At 63.8% G+C, this 20,149-nt stretch carries 17 protein-coding genes; 7 read left to right on the top strand and 10 right to left on the bottom strand.

Annotated elements, in window-relative coordinates; translation table 11 throughout:
* Nucleotides 1-75: 75 nt before the first annotated feature.
* On the top strand, nucleotides 76-795 hold the full coding sequence (locus MKD49_RS09010; protein WP_039788210.1) for a glutamine amidotransferase: 720 nt from the start codon (nucleotides 76-78) through the stop codon (nucleotides 793-795).
* Nucleotides 796-875: 80 nt separating this feature from the next.
* Here the strand turns inward: MKD49_RS09010 and MKD49_RS09005 are convergent, their stop codons facing one another.
* Nucleotides 876-1,553, bottom strand: a complete 678-nt coding sequence (locus tag MKD49_RS09005) for an arylesterase (protein WP_199725024.1) — start codon at nucleotides 1,551-1,553, stop codon at nucleotides 876-878.
* Here MKD49_RS09005 and MKD49_RS09000 point away from each other — a divergent pair.
* Nucleotides 1,552-2,259 (top strand): ABC transporter ATP-binding protein, encoded by a 708-nt coding sequence (locus tag MKD49_RS09000; RefSeq protein ID WP_134136242.1) that lies wholly within the window; start codon nucleotides 1,552-1,554, stop codon nucleotides 2,257-2,259. The genes MKD49_RS09005 and MKD49_RS09000 overlap by 2 nt on opposite strands.
* A 10-nt stretch (nucleotides 2,260-2,269) precedes the next feature.
* Here the strand turns inward: MKD49_RS09000 and MKD49_RS08995 are convergent, their stop codons facing one another.
* From MKD49_RS08995 to MKD49_RS08985, 3 genes are all read right to left on the bottom strand, one after another.
* Nucleotides 2,270-3,214, bottom strand: a complete 945-nt coding sequence (locus MKD49_RS08995; protein WP_121040085.1) for a DMT family transporter — start codon at nucleotides 3,212-3,214, stop codon at nucleotides 2,270-2,272.
* Nucleotides 3,168-4,736 carry an NAD(P)H-hydrate dehydratase gene (locus MKD49_RS08990; protein WP_252696123.1) on the bottom strand — a complete coding sequence of 523 codons (1,569 nt, stop codon included), beginning with the start codon at nucleotides 4,734-4,736 and terminating at the stop codon, nucleotides 3,168-3,170. Before MKD49_RS08990 ends, MKD49_RS08995 begins: the two co-directional genes overlap by 47 nt.
* Nucleotides 4,737-4,974: 238 nt before the next feature.
* Nucleotides 4,975-6,246, bottom strand: coding sequence for an FAD-dependent oxidoreductase (locus MKD49_RS08985; protein WP_204725453.1), 1,272 nt, complete (start codon nucleotides 6,244-6,246; stop codon nucleotides 4,975-4,977).
* Between the two features lie 469 nt (nucleotides 6,247-6,715).
* Here MKD49_RS08985 and purL point away from each other — a divergent pair, with 469 nt between their 5' ends.
* Nucleotides 6,716-10,747 carry a phosphoribosylformylglycinamidine synthase gene (gene purL / locus MKD49_RS08980; RefSeq protein ID WP_252696122.1) on the top strand — a complete coding sequence of 1,344 codons (4,032 nt, stop codon included), beginning with the start codon at nucleotides 6,716-6,718 and terminating at the stop codon, nucleotides 10,745-10,747.
* Nucleotides 10,748-10,928: 181 nt separating this feature from the next.
* Here the strand turns inward: purL and MKD49_RS08975 are convergent, their stop codons facing one another.
* From MKD49_RS08975 to MKD49_RS08950, 6 genes are all read right to left on the bottom strand, one after another.
* Nucleotides 10,929-12,038: a porin gene (locus MKD49_RS08975; RefSeq protein WP_252696121.1), complete on the bottom strand. Its 1,110-nt coding sequence runs from the start codon at nucleotides 12,036-12,038 to the stop codon at nucleotides 10,929-10,931.
* Between the two features lie 504 nt (nucleotides 12,039-12,542).
* The gene (locus MKD49_RS08970; RefSeq protein ID WP_121040097.1) at nucleotides 12,543-13,319 is read right to left on the bottom strand and encodes a peptidylprolyl isomerase; all 777 of its coding nucleotides are present in this window, start codon (nucleotides 13,317-13,319) and stop codon (nucleotides 12,543-12,545) included.
* A 94-nt stretch (nucleotides 13,320-13,413) separates the two neighbouring features.
* Nucleotides 13,414-13,698: a BolA family transcriptional regulator gene (locus MKD49_RS08965; protein ID WP_252696120.1), complete on the bottom strand. Its 285-nt coding sequence runs from the start codon at nucleotides 13,696-13,698 to the stop codon at nucleotides 13,414-13,416.
* On the bottom strand, nucleotides 13,695-14,315 hold the full coding sequence (locus MKD49_RS08960; RefSeq protein ID WP_039788195.1) for a septation protein A: 621 nt from the start codon (nucleotides 14,313-14,315) through the stop codon (nucleotides 13,695-13,697). The genes MKD49_RS08965 and MKD49_RS08960 overlap by 4 nt, the downstream gene beginning before the upstream one ends.
* Before the next feature lie 45 nt (nucleotides 14,316-14,360).
* Nucleotides 14,361-14,756 carry a peptide-methionine (R)-S-oxide reductase MsrB gene (gene msrB, locus MKD49_RS08955; RefSeq protein WP_034335690.1) on the bottom strand — a complete coding sequence of 132 codons (396 nt, stop codon included), beginning with the start codon at nucleotides 14,754-14,756 and terminating at the stop codon, nucleotides 14,361-14,363.
* A gap of 88 nt (nucleotides 14,757-14,844) precedes the next feature.
* Nucleotides 14,845-16,320, bottom strand: coding sequence for a YdiU family protein (locus MKD49_RS08950; protein ID WP_209569019.1), 1,476 nt, complete (start codon nucleotides 16,318-16,320; stop codon nucleotides 14,845-14,847).
* Between the two features lie 164 nt (nucleotides 16,321-16,484).
* On the opposite strand from MKD49_RS08950, the gene MKD49_RS08945 reads away from it, so the two are divergent.
* From MKD49_RS08945 to MKD49_RS08930, 4 genes are read left to right on the top strand one after another with little or no spacing between them, the layout of a single operon-like run.
* Complete coding sequence (locus MKD49_RS08945; protein WP_134136250.1) at nucleotides 16,485-17,420, top strand: branched-chain amino acid ABC transporter permease; 936 nt, start codon at nucleotides 16,485-16,487, stop codon at nucleotides 17,418-17,420.
* Nucleotides 17,421-17,423: 3 nt separating this feature from the next.
* Nucleotides 17,424-18,647, top strand: coding sequence for a branched-chain amino acid ABC transporter permease (locus tag MKD49_RS08940; RefSeq protein WP_252696119.1), 1,224 nt, complete (start codon nucleotides 17,424-17,426; stop codon nucleotides 18,645-18,647).
* Nucleotides 18,644-19,402, top strand: a complete 759-nt coding sequence (locus MKD49_RS08935; protein WP_252696118.1) for an ABC transporter ATP-binding protein — start codon at nucleotides 18,644-18,646, stop codon at nucleotides 19,400-19,402. The genes MKD49_RS08940 and MKD49_RS08935 overlap by 4 nt, the downstream gene beginning before the upstream one ends.
* On the top strand, nucleotides 19,395-20,111 hold the full coding sequence (locus tag MKD49_RS08930) for an ABC transporter ATP-binding protein (RefSeq protein ID WP_252696117.1): 717 nt from the start codon (nucleotides 19,395-19,397) through the stop codon (nucleotides 20,109-20,111). Before MKD49_RS08935 ends, MKD49_RS08930 begins: the two co-directional genes overlap by 8 nt.
* Nucleotides 20,112-20,149: the final 38 nt, after the last annotated feature.

Raw genomic sequence — 20,149 nt, 5'->3', positions numbered from 1 at the left:
GAAAAGCATCGCAGGGGGTATTTCCACGAGGAGTACGTCCGATGCGAGTCTTGCCCTGAATACGACCACGTTTTTATGCCTGCCCCAGTCCTGATCATACAAACCGGCGATGCCAATCCCGCCCTCAAGACCAACTACGGTGGTTACGCCGACCAGATAGGCTGCGCTGCCGGCCTGTGCCACACCGAGATCGAAGTCGTCACCGTTTATGAAGGCCAGCGCCCGTCCTGCCCGCGCAGCTACCGGGCAGTCTTCATCACCGGCTCACCGGCCATGGTGACCGACAAGGAAGACTGGAGCGAACGGACCGCCGAATGGATCCGCGACGCTGCCGAGCTCGACACCCCCATGTTTGGCATCTGCTACGGCCACCAGTTGCTGACCCACGCCTTTGGCGGCGAAGTCGGCTACAACCCGGCCGGCCGCGCGGCCGGCACCATGCACGTGAAGACGCTGGAATGCTGCCGCCAGGATGAATTGCTGGGCGTGCTGCCTTCGGAGTTTCCGGCCCACATGCTGCACATGCAGTCGGTGCTGCGTCCGCCCAAGGATGCCATCGTCATGGCGCGTTCGCCGATGGATCCCCACCACGTCATCAAGCACAAGCACAACGTCTATTCGACCCAGTTCCACCCCGAGTTTTCGCCGGAGTTCGTGCGGGCGCACCTGCATTACTACACCGATATCTATCGCGGCTGCGGCATCGACGCCCAGGCGCTGTGCGAGAAGGTGTGTGACACGCCGCAATCGACCGGATTGCTGCGGCGATTCCTGGAGTTGTACGCGCGGCATTGAAGCGCCTGCGCTCAATGAAATAGCCCCTGCGACCAGCGATGGCACAGGGGCTTTGTTTTGTGTTGCTGCGCTGAGGAGGCTTACTTCACCCCGACCAGCGGCTTCAGATACGGCCACACATTGTCCAGCAGCCTGGGCTGGGCCTGTTCATTGGGATGGATGCGGTCGGCCTGGAACAGTGAAAGATCGGCGGCAATCCCCTCGAAGAAGAACGGCACCAGTGCCACCTTGTTGCTCTTGGCCAGCTCCTGGAACATCCCTGCGAAGCGGCGCGTGTAGTCGGGGCCGTAATTGGGCGGAATCTGCATGCCCACCAGCAGCACCTTGGCCTTCTGCTGGCGCGCCAGGTTGATCATGGCCTGCAGGTTGTCCTGGCTGGTCTTCAGCGGCAGGCCGCGCAGGGCATCGTTGGCACCCAGTTCAATCACCAGGACCTCCGGCTTGTGCTGCGTCATCAGTGCCGGCAGGCGGTTGCGCCCACCGATGGTGGTGTCACCGCTGATGCTGGCGTTGACCACCCGGTAATCCGCCTTGCTCTGTTGCAGCCGCTGCTGCAGCAGTCCGGTCCAGCCGGTGCCGCGCTGCAGCCCGTATTCGGCCGAGAGGCTGTCGCCGAGCACGAGCAGGTTTTTTGGGGCAGAATAAGCGCTCGTCGCCGCAACCACCAGCGCGACGCCCGCCAGCAGCCGCACTGCCGCGCCCAACAGCGCCTTGCGCCTCGCCCCTGTTCCGGACCCTCTTGCCCGATTGCCCTGCATGCCTGCTTCCGCTCCTGCCAGTTCCGCCGTCATTGCCGCCATTGAAGTCCTTCAGTTATCCAAACACGTTGCCGATGTCTCCGCGCCTGCCGGCCGGCTGACCATCCTGAGCGACATCGATTTTACCGTGGCCGCCGGGACCACGGTGGCCATCGTCGGCGCCTCCGGCTCCGGCAAGTCCACCTTGCTGGGCCTGTTGGCTGGACTGGATACGCCCAGCGAAGGTTCCGTGCGGCTTGATGGCGAAGACATCTATGCCCTCGACGAAGACGGCCGGGCGCTGCTGAGAAAGCGCAAGCTGGGGTTCGTGTTCCAGTCCTTCCAGTTGCTCGGGCACCTCAATGCCTTGGAAAACGTGATGCTGCCGCTGGAACTGCGCGGTGATGGCCAAGCGCGGGCCAAGGCCGAGCAGATGCTGGGCCGGGTCGGCCTGGGCAGCCGGCTGAAGCACTATCCCAAATACCTCTCCGGCGGTGAGCAGCAGCGGGTGGCGCTGGCACGCGCCTTCGTGACCGAACCGCCGTTACTGTTTGCCGATGAACCGACTGGCAGCCTCGATGCGGCGACAGGAGAATCGGTCATCCAGCTGATGTTCGAACTGAACCGCGAGCGCGGCTCCACCCTGGTGCTGGTGACCCATGACCCCGGCATCGCGGCGCGCTGCGAGCGCACCCTGACCATCGCGGCCGGGCGGCTGGTGAAGTAAATCCGACCGATCAGACGGATTCCATCGGATCAGCCGGCGGCAGCGGGTGCGCTCGCTTGTGTTCGATATAGGCAATACCGATGCCGCTGGCGCAGATGATGGCAATGCCCAGCACCGTGATCTGGTCCGGGAACTGCCCGAAGACCAGCCAGCCCATGCCGCAGGCCGAGATGATCTGGGCGTAGAAGAAGGGCGTGAGCACCGAGGCTTCCGCGTGCCGGTAGGCCGAGTTCTGCAGGAAATGGCCGATGGTGCTGGTGATGCCGGTCGAGACCAGGATCGCCAGTTCCACCACCGTCGGCGTATGGCTGGTCCAGAAGAAGGGCACCAGCAGCGTCGAGACGATGCTGCCCACCAGCGCGCCATAGAACAGCGTCACCATCGGATTGTCCGCCTGGCTGGCCTTGCGGTTGAGGATGGATAGCAAGGCTTGGGTGAAGGCCGAGACCAGGCCCAGCGCCACGCCCACCGGCGGGATGTCGCCGCTGGGGCGGATCACGATCAGCATGCCCGTAAAACCGATCAGCACCGCAATCCAGCGTGACAGATAGCTGCGCTCGCCCAGCAGCCAGGGAGAAATCGCCAGCACGATCATGGGCGCGCAGAAGTTCATGGCCGTGCCTTCGGCCAGCGGTACGATCTTCAACACCGAGAAGAAAATCAGCGTCGAGGCCAGCAGCAGTGCGCCGCGCCCCAACTGCAGTCCCAGCCGGTTCGACTTCAGGATGCTGCGCCCGTGACGCCGCCGGTAGAGCGGTGCCAGCGTGGCCGCCATGAAGAACAGGTTGATGGTGTAGCGCATCCACGCAATCATCACCACGTGGTACCCGGCCAGCGCCAGCAGCTTGCCGGCCGTATCGAGCAAGGATAGCGTCCACAGGCCCGCGATGAGGAAAATGATGCCCAGCTTATGGTTGTGGGCGATGCGGATGTAAGGCAGGACGGCGCTGGACATGGTCTCGGAGGATCTGGTTGAACACGGCACGGATGGCCGGGATGAATTCGCTGGCGGTCAGCCCCACCGGGCCCTGGCCGGCCGCCACCAACTGGTCGGCGGCGGCGCCGTGGATCCAGGTGGCCGCCAGTGCCGCTGCCCGGGTCGGCCAGCCCTGCGCCAGCAGCGCGCCACACAAGCCTGACAGCACGTCGCCGGTGCCGGCCGTGGACAGCGCAGGATTGCCGCTGGGGTTGATGGCGATCTCGCCATCGGGGAAGGCAATGACGGTCCCCGCGCCCTTGAGCACGGTGATGGAGTTGAACTGGCGTGCCAGCAGGCGTGCGGCCTGCGGGCGGTCCTGCTGGATTTGCTGGGTAGTGCTGTCGAGCAGGCGTGCTGCCTCCAGCGGATGGGGCGTGATGATGCTGCAGGCCTCCTTGCTGCGCTGGCTGCGGCGATGCAGCTTGTGCTGCAGCGTGGGTTCGGCCGAGATCAGGTTCAGGGCGTCGGCATCGACCACGATGTCGGCTTCGCTGTCGAGCGCCCGCGCCAGGATGTCATGCGCATGGCGCGAGGTACCCAGGCCGGGGCCGATCACCAGCGCCGCGCTGGCGCCGAATTCGACACGGTCGGCCAGGCGGAACATCAGTTCGGGATGCTTGTCGTCGTAGGCCGGGCCATCGTCGACGAAGGCCACATAGACCCGTCCGGCTCCGCCGAAGGCGGCGGTGCGCGCCGCCAGCACCGGCGCACCGGCCATGCCGCGCGCACCGCCCACCACGATGACGTCGCCGTAGCTGCCCTTGTGGCTGTTGTTGGCACGTGGCTTGAGCGCGGTGGCAAAACTCTGCGGACCATTCAGGAAGGCACGCGCCGGTGGCAGCAGGGCGGTGTCGATCTCCAGCGCGTCGACCACGATCTGGCCGCTGTGGTCGCTGCCGTCACAGGTGTGCAGTCCGGGCTTGTCGCCGATGAAGCTCAGGGTATGGGTGGCCTGCACCGCCACGCCCTCGCGGCCGCCCACGATGCTGCCGGTATCGGCATTCAGTCCGCTGGGGACATCGATGGACAGCACCGGGCAGCGCAGGCTGTTGATGTACTCGATGATGGGCCGCAGGGCCGGGCCGGGCGGGCGCGTCAGGCCGATGCCGAACAGTCCGTCGATCACCAGCGCCCAGGAGCGGGCGCGCAGCGGGACATCCCCCGTTCCTTCAATGAACTCCAGCTCGGCCTCGCGCGCCCGTGCCAGGGCACGGCGCGCATCGGCAGGCTGGCGGCTTTCATCTGCGTGCAGTTGCACGCTCACTTCGATGCCGGCTTCTTCCAGCAGGCAGGCGGCTTCCAGTGCGTCACCGCCATTGTTGCCGGGACCGGCCAGGACCAGCACCGAGGGCGAGGAGGCCGTGGTCGAGCACAGCAACTGCTGGGCCTGCTCGGCGATGGCGGCACCGGCGCGCTGCATGAGGGTGTAAGGAGGCAGGGCGGACAGGGCCGCTTGTTCAACCTGGCGGATCTCGGCAACGGAATGGAGCGCGCTCATGATCGGGGTGGCAGGGACGTTGAGTGGATGGGCGTCAGTGCAGCAGGCAGATCGCTGGAACCCGCGAAAGATCGGCGCTGGGAAGCCAAGTGAAGAAAAATTCACCTGCTCAAGCGCTGGTCACGCGGGTGCTTGATTTTAAGTGAATTGTTCTGCCAGCGCAGGCGCTTCGGCGATTTTCATCGATGAAAAGAATGCACGCGGTCGGCCTGCACCGCGTGGTTCGGCAACTGCTCGCTCAGCCGAGCACGTCACGCGGCAGCAAGCCTTCGACCGGGATTTCGCTGTCATCGCCGCTGATCATGTCGCACAACAGGCGCGCCGAACCGACGCTGGCGGCCCAGCCGGTGGCACCGTGGCCGACGTTGACGAAGACGTTGCCTTGCCGCGTCGGTCCCACCACAGGCAGGCCGTGCGGCAGCAGGGCCATGGTATTGCTCCAGAAATGCGCCTGGTTGTAGTTGGCGGCATTGGGGTAATAGTCGCCGGCAATCTTGAGCAGGTTGCGCAGTGCCTTGGGCGGCAAGGTCTGGCTCTGCGGCACGAAGCCCAGCAAACCACTGATGCGGATGCGGCTGCCCAGGCGCGTCATGCTGACCTTGTAGCTGTCGTCATGCAGGGCCATGCTGGGTGCATCATCCGGATTTTTCACGGGTACCAGTGCCGAATAGCTCTGCAGGGCCAGCAGCGGCAGGTCGGTATCGAGCGGACGCAGCAGTTCGGCGCTGGACATGCCGGCTGCCACGACCACGGCATCAACCCGCATTTGCGAGGCCAGATGAGGCGAGCTGACGTGCAGCGTCAGGCGGCCGCCGAATTCGGCGTTGATCGAGGTGACGGTGGAATCGAAATGGAAGCTCACCCCCAGCTCCTGGGCCGCATTGCGCATCTGCTTGGCAAACAGCACGCAGTTGCCGGCCATGTCTTCCGGGTAGTAGAGCGCGCCGGAGAGCTTCGCTTCCGACGAGAAGGCCGGTTCCAGTGTGCGGATGCCGGCCGCGTCCAGGGCCTGGTGCTTGAACTCGCATTGGCCGGCGGCTTCCTCCAGCTGCGCCATGCGGGCCGCTTCGGCAGGTTGGCGGAAGAGGTGGAACACGCCCTGGCCATTTTCATGGTCCAGGTTGTGATGGGCCTGCAATTGCAAGGTCAGGCTCTGGCCGTAGGCCGACAGGCGCGTCAGGCGCAGCTTGTTCCCGGCAAAATCGTGGTGCTGGGCCTGGCGCGTGGCGCGCATCCAGCGCCGGCGGCCGAAATCGGTCCCGGGGGCCAGCAGGACCCGCGGCTCGTCCTGGAAGCGGCAGGCGAAGGTCGCCATGGCACCCGGTAATGTCAGCGGCATGGCCGCCCCCGGTGCCAACAGTCCTGAATCGCCGAAGGTGGCTTCTTCGGCCACGTGCGCACGGCGCTCGATGACGGCAACTTCATAGCCTCTGGCGGCCAGGAAGTAGGCGCTGCAAATCCCTGAAAGTCCCCCGCCGATGACGGCGATCTGTCGTTGTGTGCTGTTCACTCTGTTCGTCTTGGAAGCGGCAGGGCCGCTGTGGTCGTGGGCATCGGCCATGGATCGCCGGGCTGGCCCTGCGCCGATGCGGGCCGAATGATACCGCGAAATTTCCTTGCAGTTTGGATATTGCCGCAGGGCTACGTGCGTCCTGCCCGAAAGGGGGGACATTTTCTGCTCCAAATGACAACGTCTGGCGACACGGCGCGGATGACAGCGGTCTGCTGCATCGCGCTGCCGCCCGCTTGGAGGCAGCGCGGCCCCACCGCTCGCTTTGCGCGGGACTTGGCGCGGTGTCCACTGTATAATGCCGGCTCTGCCAGCAAACGCGCGCACGATCCATCATTCCGCCAGTCCCCGACCTGCACGATTTTTCCTTGTGCGATGCGTCATCCGGGGCGGTTGGTGTCGGTGGACCGGTCCCTGCCGCGATGCTGCGACGGTTTTCCCGATTCAAGCTAACTGCCTCGACCTCGCCATGCTGATCCTGCCGGGCTCCAATGCCCTTTCCGCTTTCCGTACCCAACGCCTTCTGACCCAATTGCAAGCAGTGGATGCCGCCATCACCGGCGTATCCGGCCGCTATCTGCACTTCGTCGACGCCGGCCAGGCCCAGGCCCTGACGCGGGAGGACGAGGCACGCCTCAACGGCCTGCTGACCTATGGCGATCCCTTCAATGGCAGCGACGAGGGCGATGCCTTCGTGGTGATCCCGCGCTTCGGTACCATCTCGCCGTGGGCCAGCAAGGCCACCGACATCGTGCGCAACTGCGGCATGGGCCACATCCACCGGGTCGAGCGCGGCATCATCTTCCGCGTGCAGGTCAAGACCGGCCTGCTGGGGGGTACCAAGAAACTGAATGAAGCCAGCATCCCGGCCGTGGCCGCGCTGCTGCACGACCGCATGACCGAAACCGTGCTGCGCGATCCGCAGGACGCCGCCGGCCTGTTCTCGGAACTGCAGGCCAAGCCGCTGGAATCGGTGGACGTGATCGGCGGCGGCCGTGCCGCGCTGGAACGCGCCAACACCGAACTGGGCCTGGCCCTGTCGGATGACGAAATCGATTACCTGGTGGACGCCTTCACCAAGGCCCAGCGCAATCCGACCGATGTCGAACTGATGATGTTCGCCCAGGCCAACAGCGAACACTGCCGCCACAAGATCTTCAATGCCGACTGGACCATCGACGGCGAAAAGCAGGACAAGTCGCTGTTCGGCATGATCAAGAACACCCATCAACTGGCGCCCAAGGGCACCGTGGTGGCCTATTCGGACAACTCCTCCATCATCGAGGGCGCGACCGTTTCGCGCTTCTACCAGCGTGGTGCCACCAAGGGCAACGTGTATGAAGCTTCGGACGAGCTGACCCACATCCTGATGAAGGTCGAGACCCACAACCACCCGACCGCCATCTCCCCGTTCCCGGGTGCCTCCACCGGCGCCGGCGGCGAGATCCGCGACGAAGGTGCGACCGGCCGTGGCTCCAAGCCCAAGGCCGGTCTGACCGGCTTTACCGTGTCCAACCTGATGGTCACGCATGCGGTGCAGCCGTGGGAAAACGCCCACGACGTCGCCCAGCCGGTGGACCAGCGCGATGAACACGCCCAGGGCGGCATCTACGGCAAGCCGGAGCGCATCGCTTCGCCCCTGCAGATCATGATCGACGGCCCGCTCGGTGGCGCGGCCTTCAACAACGAATTCGGCCGTCCCAACCTGGGCGGTTACTTCCGCACCTACGAGCAGAACGTGGGCGGGCAGGTCATGGGCTATCACAAGCCCATCATGATCGCCGGCGGCATGGGCAACATTTCCGCCAAGCACACCAAAAAGAACGACCTGCCGGTGGGCAGCCTGCTGATCCAGCTGGGCGGCCCCGGCATGCGCATCGGCATGGGCGGTGGTGCTGCGTCCTCGATGGCTACCGGCGTGAATACTGCCGATCTGGACTTCGATTCGGTCCAGCGCGGCAATCCGGAAATGGAGCGCCGTGCCCAGGAAGTCATCAATGCCTGCTGGGCGCTGGGTGACGACAATCCCATCCAGTCCATCCACGACGTGGGTGCGGGCGGCCTGTCCAACGCCTTCCCCGAGATCACCAATGATGCCAAGCGCGGTGCCATCTTCGACCTGCGCAAGGTGCCGCTGGAAGAAAGCGGCCTGGCTCCGCGCGAGATCTGGAGCAACGAATCCCAAGAGCGTTACGTGCTGGCCATCCTGCCGGAACACCTGGACCTGTTCAAATACCTGTGCGAGCGCGAGCGCGCCCCCTTCGCCGTGGTCGGTACCGCCACTGAAGAACGCCAGCTGAAGGTGATCGATCCCGAGCACAACAACAGCCCGGTCGACATGCCCATGGATGTGCTGCTGGGCAAGCCGCCCAAGATGCACCGCGACGTGCAGCACGTCGAGAAGCAATTGCCGCCGGTGGACCTGACCGGCATGGAGCTGGTGGACGTGGCCCAGCGCGTGCTGCGCCTGCCGGCCGTGGCCGACAAGTCCTTCCTGATCACCATCGGTGACCGCAGCGTCGGTGCCATGACCGTGCGCGACCAGATGGTCGGTCCCTGGCAGGTGCCGGTGGCTGACGTGGCCGTGACCGCCATGGGCCTGGAAGGCTACCTCGGCGAAGCCATGGCCATGGGCGAGCGTACCCCGCTGGCCGTGATCGACGCCCCGGCTTCTGGCCGCATGGCCGTCGGTGAAGCCATCACCAACATCGCTGCCGCGCCCATCGCCGAAATCGGCGACATCAAGCTGTCGGCCAACTGGATGGCGGCCTGCGGCCAGCCCGGCCAGGACGCCGCGCTGTTCGATACCGTCAAGGCCGTGGGCATGGAACTGTGCCCGGCACTGGGGATTTCGATCCCCGTGGGCAAGGATTCGCTGTCCATGCGCAGCACCTGGAGCGATGAAGAGGGCGCCAAGTCGGTGACCTCGCCGGTCTCGCTGATCGTCTCCGGCTTTGCGCCGGTGACCGACGTGCGCCGCGTGCTGACCCCGCAACTGCGCAAGGACAAGGGAGAAAGCGTCCTGATCCTGATCGACCTGGGCCGTGGCAAGAACCGCATGGGCGCCTCGGCGCTCACGCAGGTGATGCAGCAGATCGGCAACCAGACCCCGGACGTGGACAGCGCAGAAGACCTGAAGGCCTTCTTCAACGCCATTCAGCAACTCAATACCGAAGACCGCCTGCTGGCCTACCACGACCGTTCCGATGGCGGCCTGTATGCCACCCTGGCCGAAATGGCCTTTGCAGGTCACACCGGCATCTCGGTCAACCTCGACATCCTGACCATGGAAGCCGAGCATGCCGCTGACTGGGGCGATTCCAAGAACTGGACCACCCAAGTGGCCGAACGCCGCAATGAACTGACCCTGCGCGCACTGTTCAGCGAAGAACTGGGTGCGGTCATCCAGGTTCCGGCCGAGCAGAAGTCGGACGTCATGAACGTGCTGCGCAGCTACAACCTGGGCGCGTGCAGCCATATCATCGGCAAGCCCAACGACCGCGACGTGATCGAATTCATGCGCGACGCCAAGAACATCTACAGCCAGCCGCGTGCCGAGCTGCACCGGGTCTGGAGCGAGACCAGCTGGCGCATCGCCCGCCTGCGCGACAACCCGGCCTGCGCCGATGCCGAATACGAACGCCTGCTGGACGCAGCCGACCCCGGCATGACGCCCAAGCTCACCTTCGATCCGCAGGAAGACATCGCCGCACCCTACCTGTCTCTGGGCGCAGCGGCGCGTCCCAAGGTCGCCATCCTGCGCGAGCAGGGCGTGAACTCGCACATCGAGACCGCCTACGCCATGCACAAGGCCGGCTTCACCGCCGTGGACGTGCACATGAGCGACCTGATCGCCAACCGTGCCAAGCTGGATGACTTCAAGGGTTTCATCGCCGTCGGCGGCTTCTCCTACGGTGACGTGCTGGGCGCCGGCGAAGGCTGGGCCAAGACGATTCTCTTCAATGCGCAGCTGGCCGAGCAGTTCTCGCGCTTCTTCCAGCGCCAGGACACCTTCTCGCTGGGCATCTGCAACGGTTGCCAGATGATGAGCAACCTGAAGTCCATGATCCCGGGCGCCGAAGCCTGGCCCAAGTTCACCCGCAACAAGTCCGAGCAGTTCGAGGCGCGTTTCGTGATGGTGGAAGTGGCCGATTCGCCGTCCATCTTCATGCAGGGCATGGCCGGTACCCAGGCACCGATCGCCACTGCCCACGGTGAAGGTTTTGCCGACTTCTCGCAGACCGGTGACATCGACAAGGCCCTGATCGCCATGCGCTACGTCGACCATCGCGGCGCGGCCACCGAAGCCTATCCGTTCAACCCCAACGGTTCGCCGCAGGGCATCACCTCGGTGACCACCCCGGACGGCCGCTTCACGGTCCTGATGCCGCACGCCGAACGCGTGTTCCGTACCGTGACCCAATCCTGGCACCCGGAATCGTGGGGCGAGGATTCGCCGTGGATGCGCATGTTCCGCAATGCCCGCAAGTGGGTGGGTTGAGCTGGAAATGGCTTGAAATGAAGTTTCCTGTTCCGACTGCCCGCTGTGCGGGGCACTCGGGCAGGGGCTGAAAAAGCGGGATGAAAAAAAACGCAGTTCCTTTCGGAACTGCGTTTTTTGTTTCTGCTGCGCGGTCGGATGATGACGCTTCCCCGAAGGAAAGCGCCATCCTCAAGCCGGATCAGAAGATGTGACGAATGCCAACGCCGACGGTGGTCAGGTTGCTCTTGCCGTTGGCCGAGTTGGTGATCTCGTACACGGCAGCATCCTTGGCCTTGTTGTAGTCCACGGTGGTGTACAGCTGGGTGCGCTTGGACAGGGCGTATTCGGCCACGCCAACGATGGTGTAACGCTTGCCGTCGCCGACATTGCCCAGGGCCTGGTAGGCCACGTTCTTGCTCTTGTCGTAGTACACGCCGCCGGTCAGGCTCAGTGCAGCGGTCGCCTGGTAGTTGGCGCCGAAGAAGTAGCCATCATCCTTGCGTTCCACGCCGACGGTGTTGCCACCTGCGGTGTTGGCCAGCGAGTAGTTGGTGGTTTCCATGAATGCACCGTTCACGCCGGTCGCATCCTTCATGCGGTAGTAACCGGCGAAGACCTTGGCCGCGCCGAAGGCGTAGGAAGCCGACAGGTTGTAGGTCGTGGCCTTGTTGCGTGCAGTCGTGGTGTCCACGGTTTGCTGGAAGCCGCCACCGATGGCGAAGCCACCGTTGTTGTAGCGCAGGGCGGTGCTGATCTGGCTGCCGCTGCGGGTCGAACCGGCTTGCTCGCCGAAGGCGTAGCTCACGGAAGCGGCCACGGGACCGAACTGGCCGTCATAGCGCACGGTGTTGTCGCTGCGCACGCGGGTAGCGGCAGCCGGCATCCAGGAGTTGGTTTCGTAGTTGCCGACGGTCAGCGGATCGAAGTGATCGGCCATCAGGTCGAACAGGGCGGTGTTCTGGCGGCCCACGGAGACCTTGCCGAAATCACCGGCCAGGCCAACCCACGATTGACGACCGAACAGACGGCCACCTTGTTGGGCGGCGCCGGTGTCGCTGCTGAAACCGTTTTCCAGACGGAACACTGCCTTCAGGCCGCCACCCAGGTCCTCGGTCCCCTTGAAACCGATACGGCTGTTGGAAATGGCGCCATTGTCCATGCGCACGTTGCTGCTGCCCTGGGCATTGTCATTGCTCAGATAACGAATGCTGGTGTCGACGATGCCGTAGATGGTCACGGAGGACTGGGCAAAGGCTGCGCCGCCGGTGGTCAGGCCGGCTGCCAGCAGCAGCATGGAACTCTTCTTCATAGGTTTCTCTCCAGAAAGCACGATGTTGTGTTGTTGATGGCGCCGCGGATCAGCCTTGTGTGCCTCTCCCCGAAACACCTCTTTTATCGCCGCGACCGCAGTCAACGTGGCCGGCCGCAGCCTGTCCCTATTTGGAACTGGATCGAAGAATATCAGAACGATGGTTCGCAAAATGCGCGAAATGCTGCAGGAAAATTCCTCTTTTTTAATTATTTAGTGAATTTATATGATTATAAAAAATTCATTGCGTAAATCTTTTATAAAAATAAATCTTCACTATGAAACTGGATTTGTGTCTTCCATATGACAGGAAAGCCAATTTCAGCGGTTTTTTGGAGGAAATCCGGGGTTTGCGAGCGACTTTTTGACGTTTCAAGCAGAACTTGTGCGTGCAAACGTAGCTAAAAAGCAACATGCCCGGCAAGGAAACCTGGCCGGGCATGCGGGGAGAGCGATGAAGAGGAGGGCGCGCGGCCGTCCTCTTCGGCGATCAGGGCGTCAGGCTTATTGCACCTTGGCCTTGGCGCGCAGTTGCTCCTGGTAAGCCTGCAGCTTCTTCTGTTGCAGGGCTTCGGCGATCTGCGGCTTGACTTCGTCCAGGGTCGGGACCTTGGCCGGGCGCACATCTTCCAGCTTGATCACGTGCCAGCCGAACTGGGTCTGCACCGGAGTCTGGGTGATGTCACCCTTCTTCAGGGCCACCATGGCGTCGGAGAACGGCTTGACGAAGGAGGCCGGGGTCGCCCAGTCGAGGTCGCCACCGTTGGCTGCCGAACCGGTGTCCTTGGATTGCTTGGCCAGGTCTTCGAACTTGGTACCGGCCTTCAGCTTGGCGATGATGGCTTCGGCGTCTTCCTTCTTGTCCACCAGGATGTGGCGGGCGTGGTATTCCTTGTCGCCGGCCTGGGCCTTGAACTTGTCGTATTCGGCCTTGATGTCGGCGTCGGAGACCGGGTTCTTCTTCAGGTAGTCAGCGATCAGGGCGCGGATGACGATGGACTGGCGGGCCAGTTCCAGCTGGTTCTTGACGTCGGTGCTGTTGGACAGGCCTTGCTTGTCGGCTTCCTGCATCAGGATTTCACGATTGATCAGCTCTTCCTTGATGGCACCGCGCAGTTGCGGGCTGTCAGGCTGGCCTTGCGCAGTCATCTGCTTGACCATCAGTTCGGCGCGGGAGGAAGGGATCGCCTTGCCGTTCACGACGGCCAGGTTTTGAGCGAAGGCCGGGATGGAAGCGATGGCGAACAGCAGCACCAGCAGACGAGCGGGTTTGAATGTCATTGTTGAATCCTAGAAAAGAAAGGAATGAATCAAAACGGAGAAGAAAAACAGGAGGGGCTTGGATAAAAGCAGGCGTCGGTCTTTGTTCTTGGTCTCAGTTCGTTGCCTCTGATGGGGAGAGCGCCACTATGGCCAGCGCATGGATCTCCTGCTGCATCAGGTCGGACAGGCAATCATACACCAGCCGATGGCGGTTCAACCGATTTTTGCCCGCGAACAAGTCGGAAACCAGGCGGATCCTGTAATGTCCTCCGCCAGAGGCGGCACCGGCATGTCCAGCATGCAGGGCCGACTCATCCTCGACCAGACAGACCTGCGGCGAGAAAGTTGCAGTCAGACGCTCGGTGATGCGCTGCACGCGGGTGTCAGCGGCGTTCATTCGGCATCCTTCATGTACTTGGAGAGGAACAGGCTCTGGCCGATGATGAAAGCAAACATCAGGCCCATGCTGCCGAACATCTTGAAGTTGACCCAGGTATCGAGCGAGTAATTGAAGGCGATGTACAGGTTCAGTACGCCCATGACCGCGAAGAACACGATCCAGGCCAGGTTCAGGCGCGGCCAGATCGCTTCGGGCAGGGTGACCTGCTTTTCCATCATGACGCGGATGAGATTTTTCTTCATGAACAGCTGCGACACCAGCAAGGCCAGGCCGAAGGCCCAGTACAGGATGGTCGGTTTCCACTTGATGAAGGTATCGTCACGGAAATAGATAGTGGCACCGCCAAAGACCACGATGATGGCCAGCGACACCCACAGCATGCCGTCCACCTTGCGCCGGCGCAGCAGCAGCCAGGCGATCTGGCCCAGCGAGGCGACGATGGCGACCGCGGTCGAGAGCAGGATCGGGGCCTGGCTGGCCGTGACGGCACCGGCCGACATGGCCCCGCCCAGGTATTGCATCACCAGGTCCTGCGCGGCCGAGGGATGGCCCTCGGCCCATTTGAAGACGCCGAAAAACAGGATGACGGGGAACAGGTCGAACAGGAACTTCATCGGGTTGGCTTCTTCAGTGAGTCAATGAAACGGTGGAGGAGCGGCTTACGCCGGGTCGAAACGCAGCGAAGCCGAATTGATGCAATAGCGCAGTCCGGTCGGCGGCGGGCCGTCGGGGAAGACGTGGCCCAGATGGGCGTCGCAGACGTTGCAGATGATCTCGGTGCGAATCATGCCATAACTGCGGTCCACTTTCTCGCGCACGTTGGCCGGATCGATGGGTTCGAAGTAGCTGGGCCAGCCGCAGCCGGAGTCGAACTTGGCATCCGAGGTGAAGAGCGGCGTGTCACAGCAGACGCAGGTATAGGTGCCGGCTTCATGATGATCCCAGTAACGGCCGGTGAAGGCGCGCTCGGTGGCGGCTTCGCGGGTGACCTGGTACTCCATCGGGTCCAGTTGTTCGCGCCATTGCGCTTCGGTCTTTTCTACACGTTTGTTCATGCTTGGCTCCTTGGGGGATGACGGGCGGCGGGCAACTGCGGCCTGCTCAGGAAGAAAGTTTCAGATGTGCCAAAAGTCAGGCCATGCTTCAGGATGAACAGCTCACTTCCAGGTGACGGGCCCATTCCGGCGGCAGTTCGGCATAGCGCTCGAATTCGGGCTGTTCGTCAAAGGGATGCTGCAGGATCTGCTGCAGGCGGGCCACTTCCCTGAAGTCCTTCTCCAGCGCACGGTCGATGGCGTCCTGGGCGAGGTAATTGCGTAGCACGTACTTGGGGTTGACCGCGTGCATTGCAAGCCGGCGGGCAGCGTCGTCGCTGTCTTCGGCGCGCAGCCGGGCGCGGTATTGCGTGGCCCAGGCATCGAAGGCGGGGCGGTCGAGGATGAGATCGCGTACCGGCTCATCGTCCGCCGTATTGCCGATGCGCAAGTCGCCCAGGCGGCGGAAGAACAGGGTGAAATCCACGCCATTGGCTTGCAGGATGGCAAACAGCGCTTCGATCAGTTGCTCATCCTCGGGCTGTTGCGTGCGCAGCCCCAGCTTGGCGTGCAGCAATTCGGCATGGCGCGCCTGGAAGATGGCTTCATAGTCGGCCAGCGCCGCTTCGGTCCGCTCCACCGAGCCGATCAGCGGCAGCATGGCCTGGCCCAGCGCGAAGCAGTTCCATTGGCCGATGCGTGGCTGCATCTGGTAGCTGTAGCGGCCCTGGCGGTCGGTGTGGTTGCAGATGTGGCGGGCGTCGAAGGCTTCCATGAAGCCGAAGGGGCCGTAATCCAGCGTCAGGCCCAGGATGGACATGTTGTCGGTATTCATCACGCCATGCATGAAGCCCACGGCCTGCCATTGCGCCATCAGCGCCGCCGTGCGGCGGGTGACTTCTTTCAGCAGGGCCTGATACGGGTTCTCTTCAGACAGCAGTTCCGGATAGAACTGTTCGAGTACGGTATCGGCCAGAATCTTCAGTTCATCGAAGCGCTGGTTGTAATACCAGTGCTCGAAAGAACCGAAGCGGATGAAGCTGGGGGCCATGCGGGTGACGACGGCGGCGGTTTCCGGGGCTTCGCGCATGACGCGCTGGTCCGAGCCGATCACGGTCAGGGCACGCGTGGTCGGGATGCCGAGCGCGGCCATGGCTTCCGAACAGAGGAATTCACGGATCGAAGAGCGCAGCACGGCACGGCCATCACCCATGCGCGAATAGGGGGTCATGCCCGCGCCTTTGAGCTGCAGCTCGATGCGTCCCTGGCCGTCGGCGGCCGGCAGGTCGCCCAAGGTGATGGCGCGGCCATCGCCGAGCTGGCCGGCCCAGACGCCGAACTGGTGTCCGGAATAGACCGCCGACAGCGGCGTCGAACCGGGCGGGATCAGGTTGCCGGCGAAGATGTCGAGGAAGCTGAAGTGCTCATCGGCCGGCCGTGGCAGACCGGCCGTGGCCGCGGCTGCCTCGCTGAATCCGACCAGGTAGGGCGCGGGCAGGGGCGTGGGCTGCAGCCGGGTATAGAAGGCCGGTGGCAGTTCGGCGAAACGGTTCCCGAAAGGGGGCAGCGGATAGGATTGCGTCATGGTCAGCCTGTGGCGCGCAGCCCGGACCGGGCCGCAATCCGCTATTTTGACAGAGAAGCGCGAATCCCATAGGATCGCTGCACTTTTGCGTCCTGCCGCGCCTGGCCGGACGCGGCAAGCTCTTCAACCTCCTCGATACGGCATCTCCCCGCAAGGCTGGCAATTTGGAATTCGCGCTGATCACCTTCCTGAACGGCCTGGGCTACGGCTTTTTGCTGTTCCTGCTGTCCTCGGGCCTGACGCTCATCTACAGCATGATGGGCGTGCCCAATTTCGCCCATGCCAGCTTCTACATGCTGGGTGCCTATGTTGCCTATGCACTGGCTGGCGTCCTCGGATTCTGGTGGGCGCTGCTGCTGGCGCCCCTGATCGTGGGTGTGGCCGGGGCGCTGGTCGAGCATTACGGCCTGCGCATCGTGCATCGCTATGGGCATGTGCCGGAATTGTTGTTCACTTTCGGTCTGTCCTATCTGGTGGTGGAACTGGTGCAACTGGTGTGGGGCCGCTCGCCGGTGCCTTATCGCATCCCGCCCGAACTGGACGGCACGCTGTTTACCCTGTATTCGACCGCCTTCCCGGTCTATCGCGGCTTCATGCTGCTGGTGGCGGCCTTGATGCTGCTGGCCTTGTGGCTGTTGCTGCGCCATACCCGCATCGGACTGGTGATCCAGGCCGCGCTGACCCATCCGCAGATGGCCGAAGCGCTGGGCCACAACGTGCCGCGCGTGTTCATGCTGGTATTTGGCGGCGGCTGCGCACTGGCGGCGCTGGCAGGCGTGATCGGTGGCAATGCCTTCGTCACCGAGCCGGGGATGGCGGCGGCCGTGGGCAGCATCATCTTCGTGGTGGTGGTGGTGGGCGGCCTGGGCTCGCTGGCCGGCGCCTTCATCACCTCCCTGCTGATCGGCATGATGCAGACCTTTGCGGTGGCGCTGGATGTCTCGCTGGCCAGCCTGGGCTTGCAGGTGCCGGCCGCCAGCGCGCTGGCACCGCTGGCGCGGCTGACATTGGCGCAGGTGGCACCGGTCCTGCCCTATCTGCTGCTGGTGGTGATGCTGATCGTGCGTCCCAAGGGCCTCATGGGCCGGCGGGAGAGTTGAGCCATGCGACGGATCGTGCTTCCCTGGCTGCTCTTTGCCCTGATGCTGCTGGCCGCACCGCTGGTGTTTCCGCAGAGCGCAGCGTTGTCGCTGCTGTCGCAGATGGGCACGATGGTGCTGCTCTGCCTCTCATACAACATGCTGCTGGGCGAGGGTGGCATGCTTTCTTTCGGGCATGCGGTGTATTCCGGCCTGGGCGCCTTTGGGGCCATCCACCTGATGAACCGCATGGCCGATGGCGTGCTGGCCTTTCCGGTGACGCTGGTCCCGCTGGCCGGCGGCCTGACCGGCGCGCTTTGTGCGGTGGTGCTGGGCTATCTCACCACGCGCCGCGCCGGCACGACGTTCGCCATGATCACGCTGGGACTGGTGGAACTGGTCTCGGCCTGCGTGTTGATGTTTCCCGAGGTTTTCGGCGGAGAGGGCGGCATTTCGGGCAACCGCGTCATCGGCGAGCCCGTGCTCGGGATCAGCTACGGCCCGCAGATTCAGGTGTATTACCTGATCGCCGGCTGGCTGCTGGTCTGTGCCGTCGCCATCCATGCCCTGCGCCATACCCCGCTGGGCCGCATCCTCAATGCCGTGCGCGACAATCCTGAACGCGCCGCCTTCCTCGGCTACGATCGGCAGCGGGTGCGCTATCTGGCCTTGATCCTGTCGGCTTTCTTTGCCGGCGTCTCTGGCGGGCTGTCGGCCATCAATTTCGAAATCGTCAGTGCGGAATACGTCGGAGCGCTGCGCTCCGGCACCATCCTGCTGTTCACCTTCATCGGTGGCACCGCCTATTTTTACGGGCCCGTCATCGGGGGCGTCGTCGGGGTGCTGTTTTCTTCCTGGTTGTCGGCCTATACGCAGGCCTGGCAGTTCTATCTGGGTGCGCTCTTCATCCTGATCGTGATGACTACGCCGGGCGGGCTGGCCAGCCTGATCGACCGCAGCTGGCACCTGCTGCAAGGCGGCCAGATGAATGCCCGTCTTGCGGGACGTCTGGCATGGTGGCTGGCGGCTGCATTCTGTACCTTGACGGGTGTCATCCTGGCGACCGAGATGGCGTATCAGGCCAGCCTGGGCAGCCTCGCCGATACTGGCGAAGGCGCTGCATCGCTGATGCTGTGGGGCTGGCGCATCGACGTTCATGCCGCAGCCCCGTGGGGCCTCGCAGCGCTCTGCGTGGTGGTGGGCACGGGTGCGCTGGTGGCCTGGCATCGTTCGGGGAGGGCGCGATGACGGGCCCTTTGCCACTGGTACTGCAGGATGTGCACAAGGCCTTCGACCGCAGCGAGATCCTGCGTGGTGTCGATCTGCAATTGCAGCCCGGCGAGCGCTGTGCCCTGATCGGGCCGAATGGAGCCGGCAAATCCAGCCTGTTCCACGTCGTCTCGGGACGCTATCGCGCCGATGCCGGCCGCGTGCTGCTGCACGGACGCGACATCACGCGCCAGCCGCCCCAGCAGATTCACCGGCTGGGACTGGCACGCAGCTTTCAGATCACCAGTCTGTTCCCGCGCCTGAGCGCTTTTGAGAATGTGCGTTGCGCGCTCTTGTGGACGCTGGGCTACCGCTATGCCTTCTGGCGTCGCATCGGCCAGTTGCGCGATGCCAGCGAGCGGGCGCTGTCCGTGCTGGACAAGGTCGGTCTGGCCCAGCGTGCCGAGGTGGCCGCGGGCGAGCTGAGCTATGCCGAGCAGCGTGCCTTGGAGCTGGCGGTGACCATCGCGGCCGATGCCTCCGTGATCCTGCTGGACGAACCGACTGCCGGCATGAGCCGTGCCGAGAGTGCCGCCATGGTCGCGCTGATCCGCGAAGTCACCGTCGGCAAGACCCTGCTGATGGTGGAACACGACATGCAGGTGGTCTTCGGCCTGGCCGACCGCATCGCAGTCATGGACAACGGCCGCGTGATCGCTTGCGACAGCGCCGAGCGCATCCGCGCCAATCCGGATGTCCAGGCGCTGTATCTGGACCGGAGGCCCCATGGATAAATCCTCTGCGTTGCTCAGGCTCACCGGCCTGCAGGCCTGGTACGGCCAGAGCCACGTGCTGCATGGCGTTTCGCTGGAGGTGGCACGCGGCGAGATCGTCAGTATCCTGGGCCGCAACGGCGCGGGCCGTTCGACCCTGCTCAAGGCCGTGATGGGCCAGGTGCGCAGTACGGGGGAGATCGATTTCGAGGGCCGTTCGCTGGCCGGTCTGGCCACCTACGCCATCGCGCAGCGCGGCATCGGCTACGTGCCTGAAAGCCGCGATGTCTTTCCAGCGCTCACCGTGCAGCAAAATCTGCTGCTCGGCCGCAAGAGCGGGACGGTACCGGACGATGGCTGGCGCGAAGAGGAAGTATTGACCTTGTTCCCGTCCCTGGAACGGCGCTACAAGGTGGCGGCCGGGGCGCTGTCGGGCGGGGAGCAGCAGATGCTGGCGCTGGGCCGCGCACTGATGGGCAATCCCCGGCTGTTGCTGATTGACGAACCGACCGAGGGCCTGTCGCCACAGATGGTCGGGCAGGTCGCCCATTACCTCGAACTGCTGCGCCAGCGACAGGTGGCGGTGCTGCTGATCGAGCAGAAACAGGCACTGGCGCTGGAGCTGTCACAGCGGGTTTACGTGATGGGACGCGGCGAAATGGTCTTTCATGGCACGCCGGCGCAACTGGCGGCGGACCAGGCCTTGCAGCAGGAGTGGCTGGCTCTCTGAGGCCATCGCCGGCGAAAGGGGGCAATTCTCGTGCCGCC

Origin of the sequence: Herbaspirillum sp. WGmk3 (genome assembly GCF_023952535.1) — a bacterium.
Lineage (GTDB): Bacteria > Pseudomonadota > Gammaproteobacteria > Burkholderiales > Burkholderiaceae_D > Herbaspirillum > Herbaspirillum huttiense.
The sequence above is the reverse complement of the archived record's forward strand: the minus strand, read 5'-3'. Positions and strand labels throughout refer to the sequence as shown.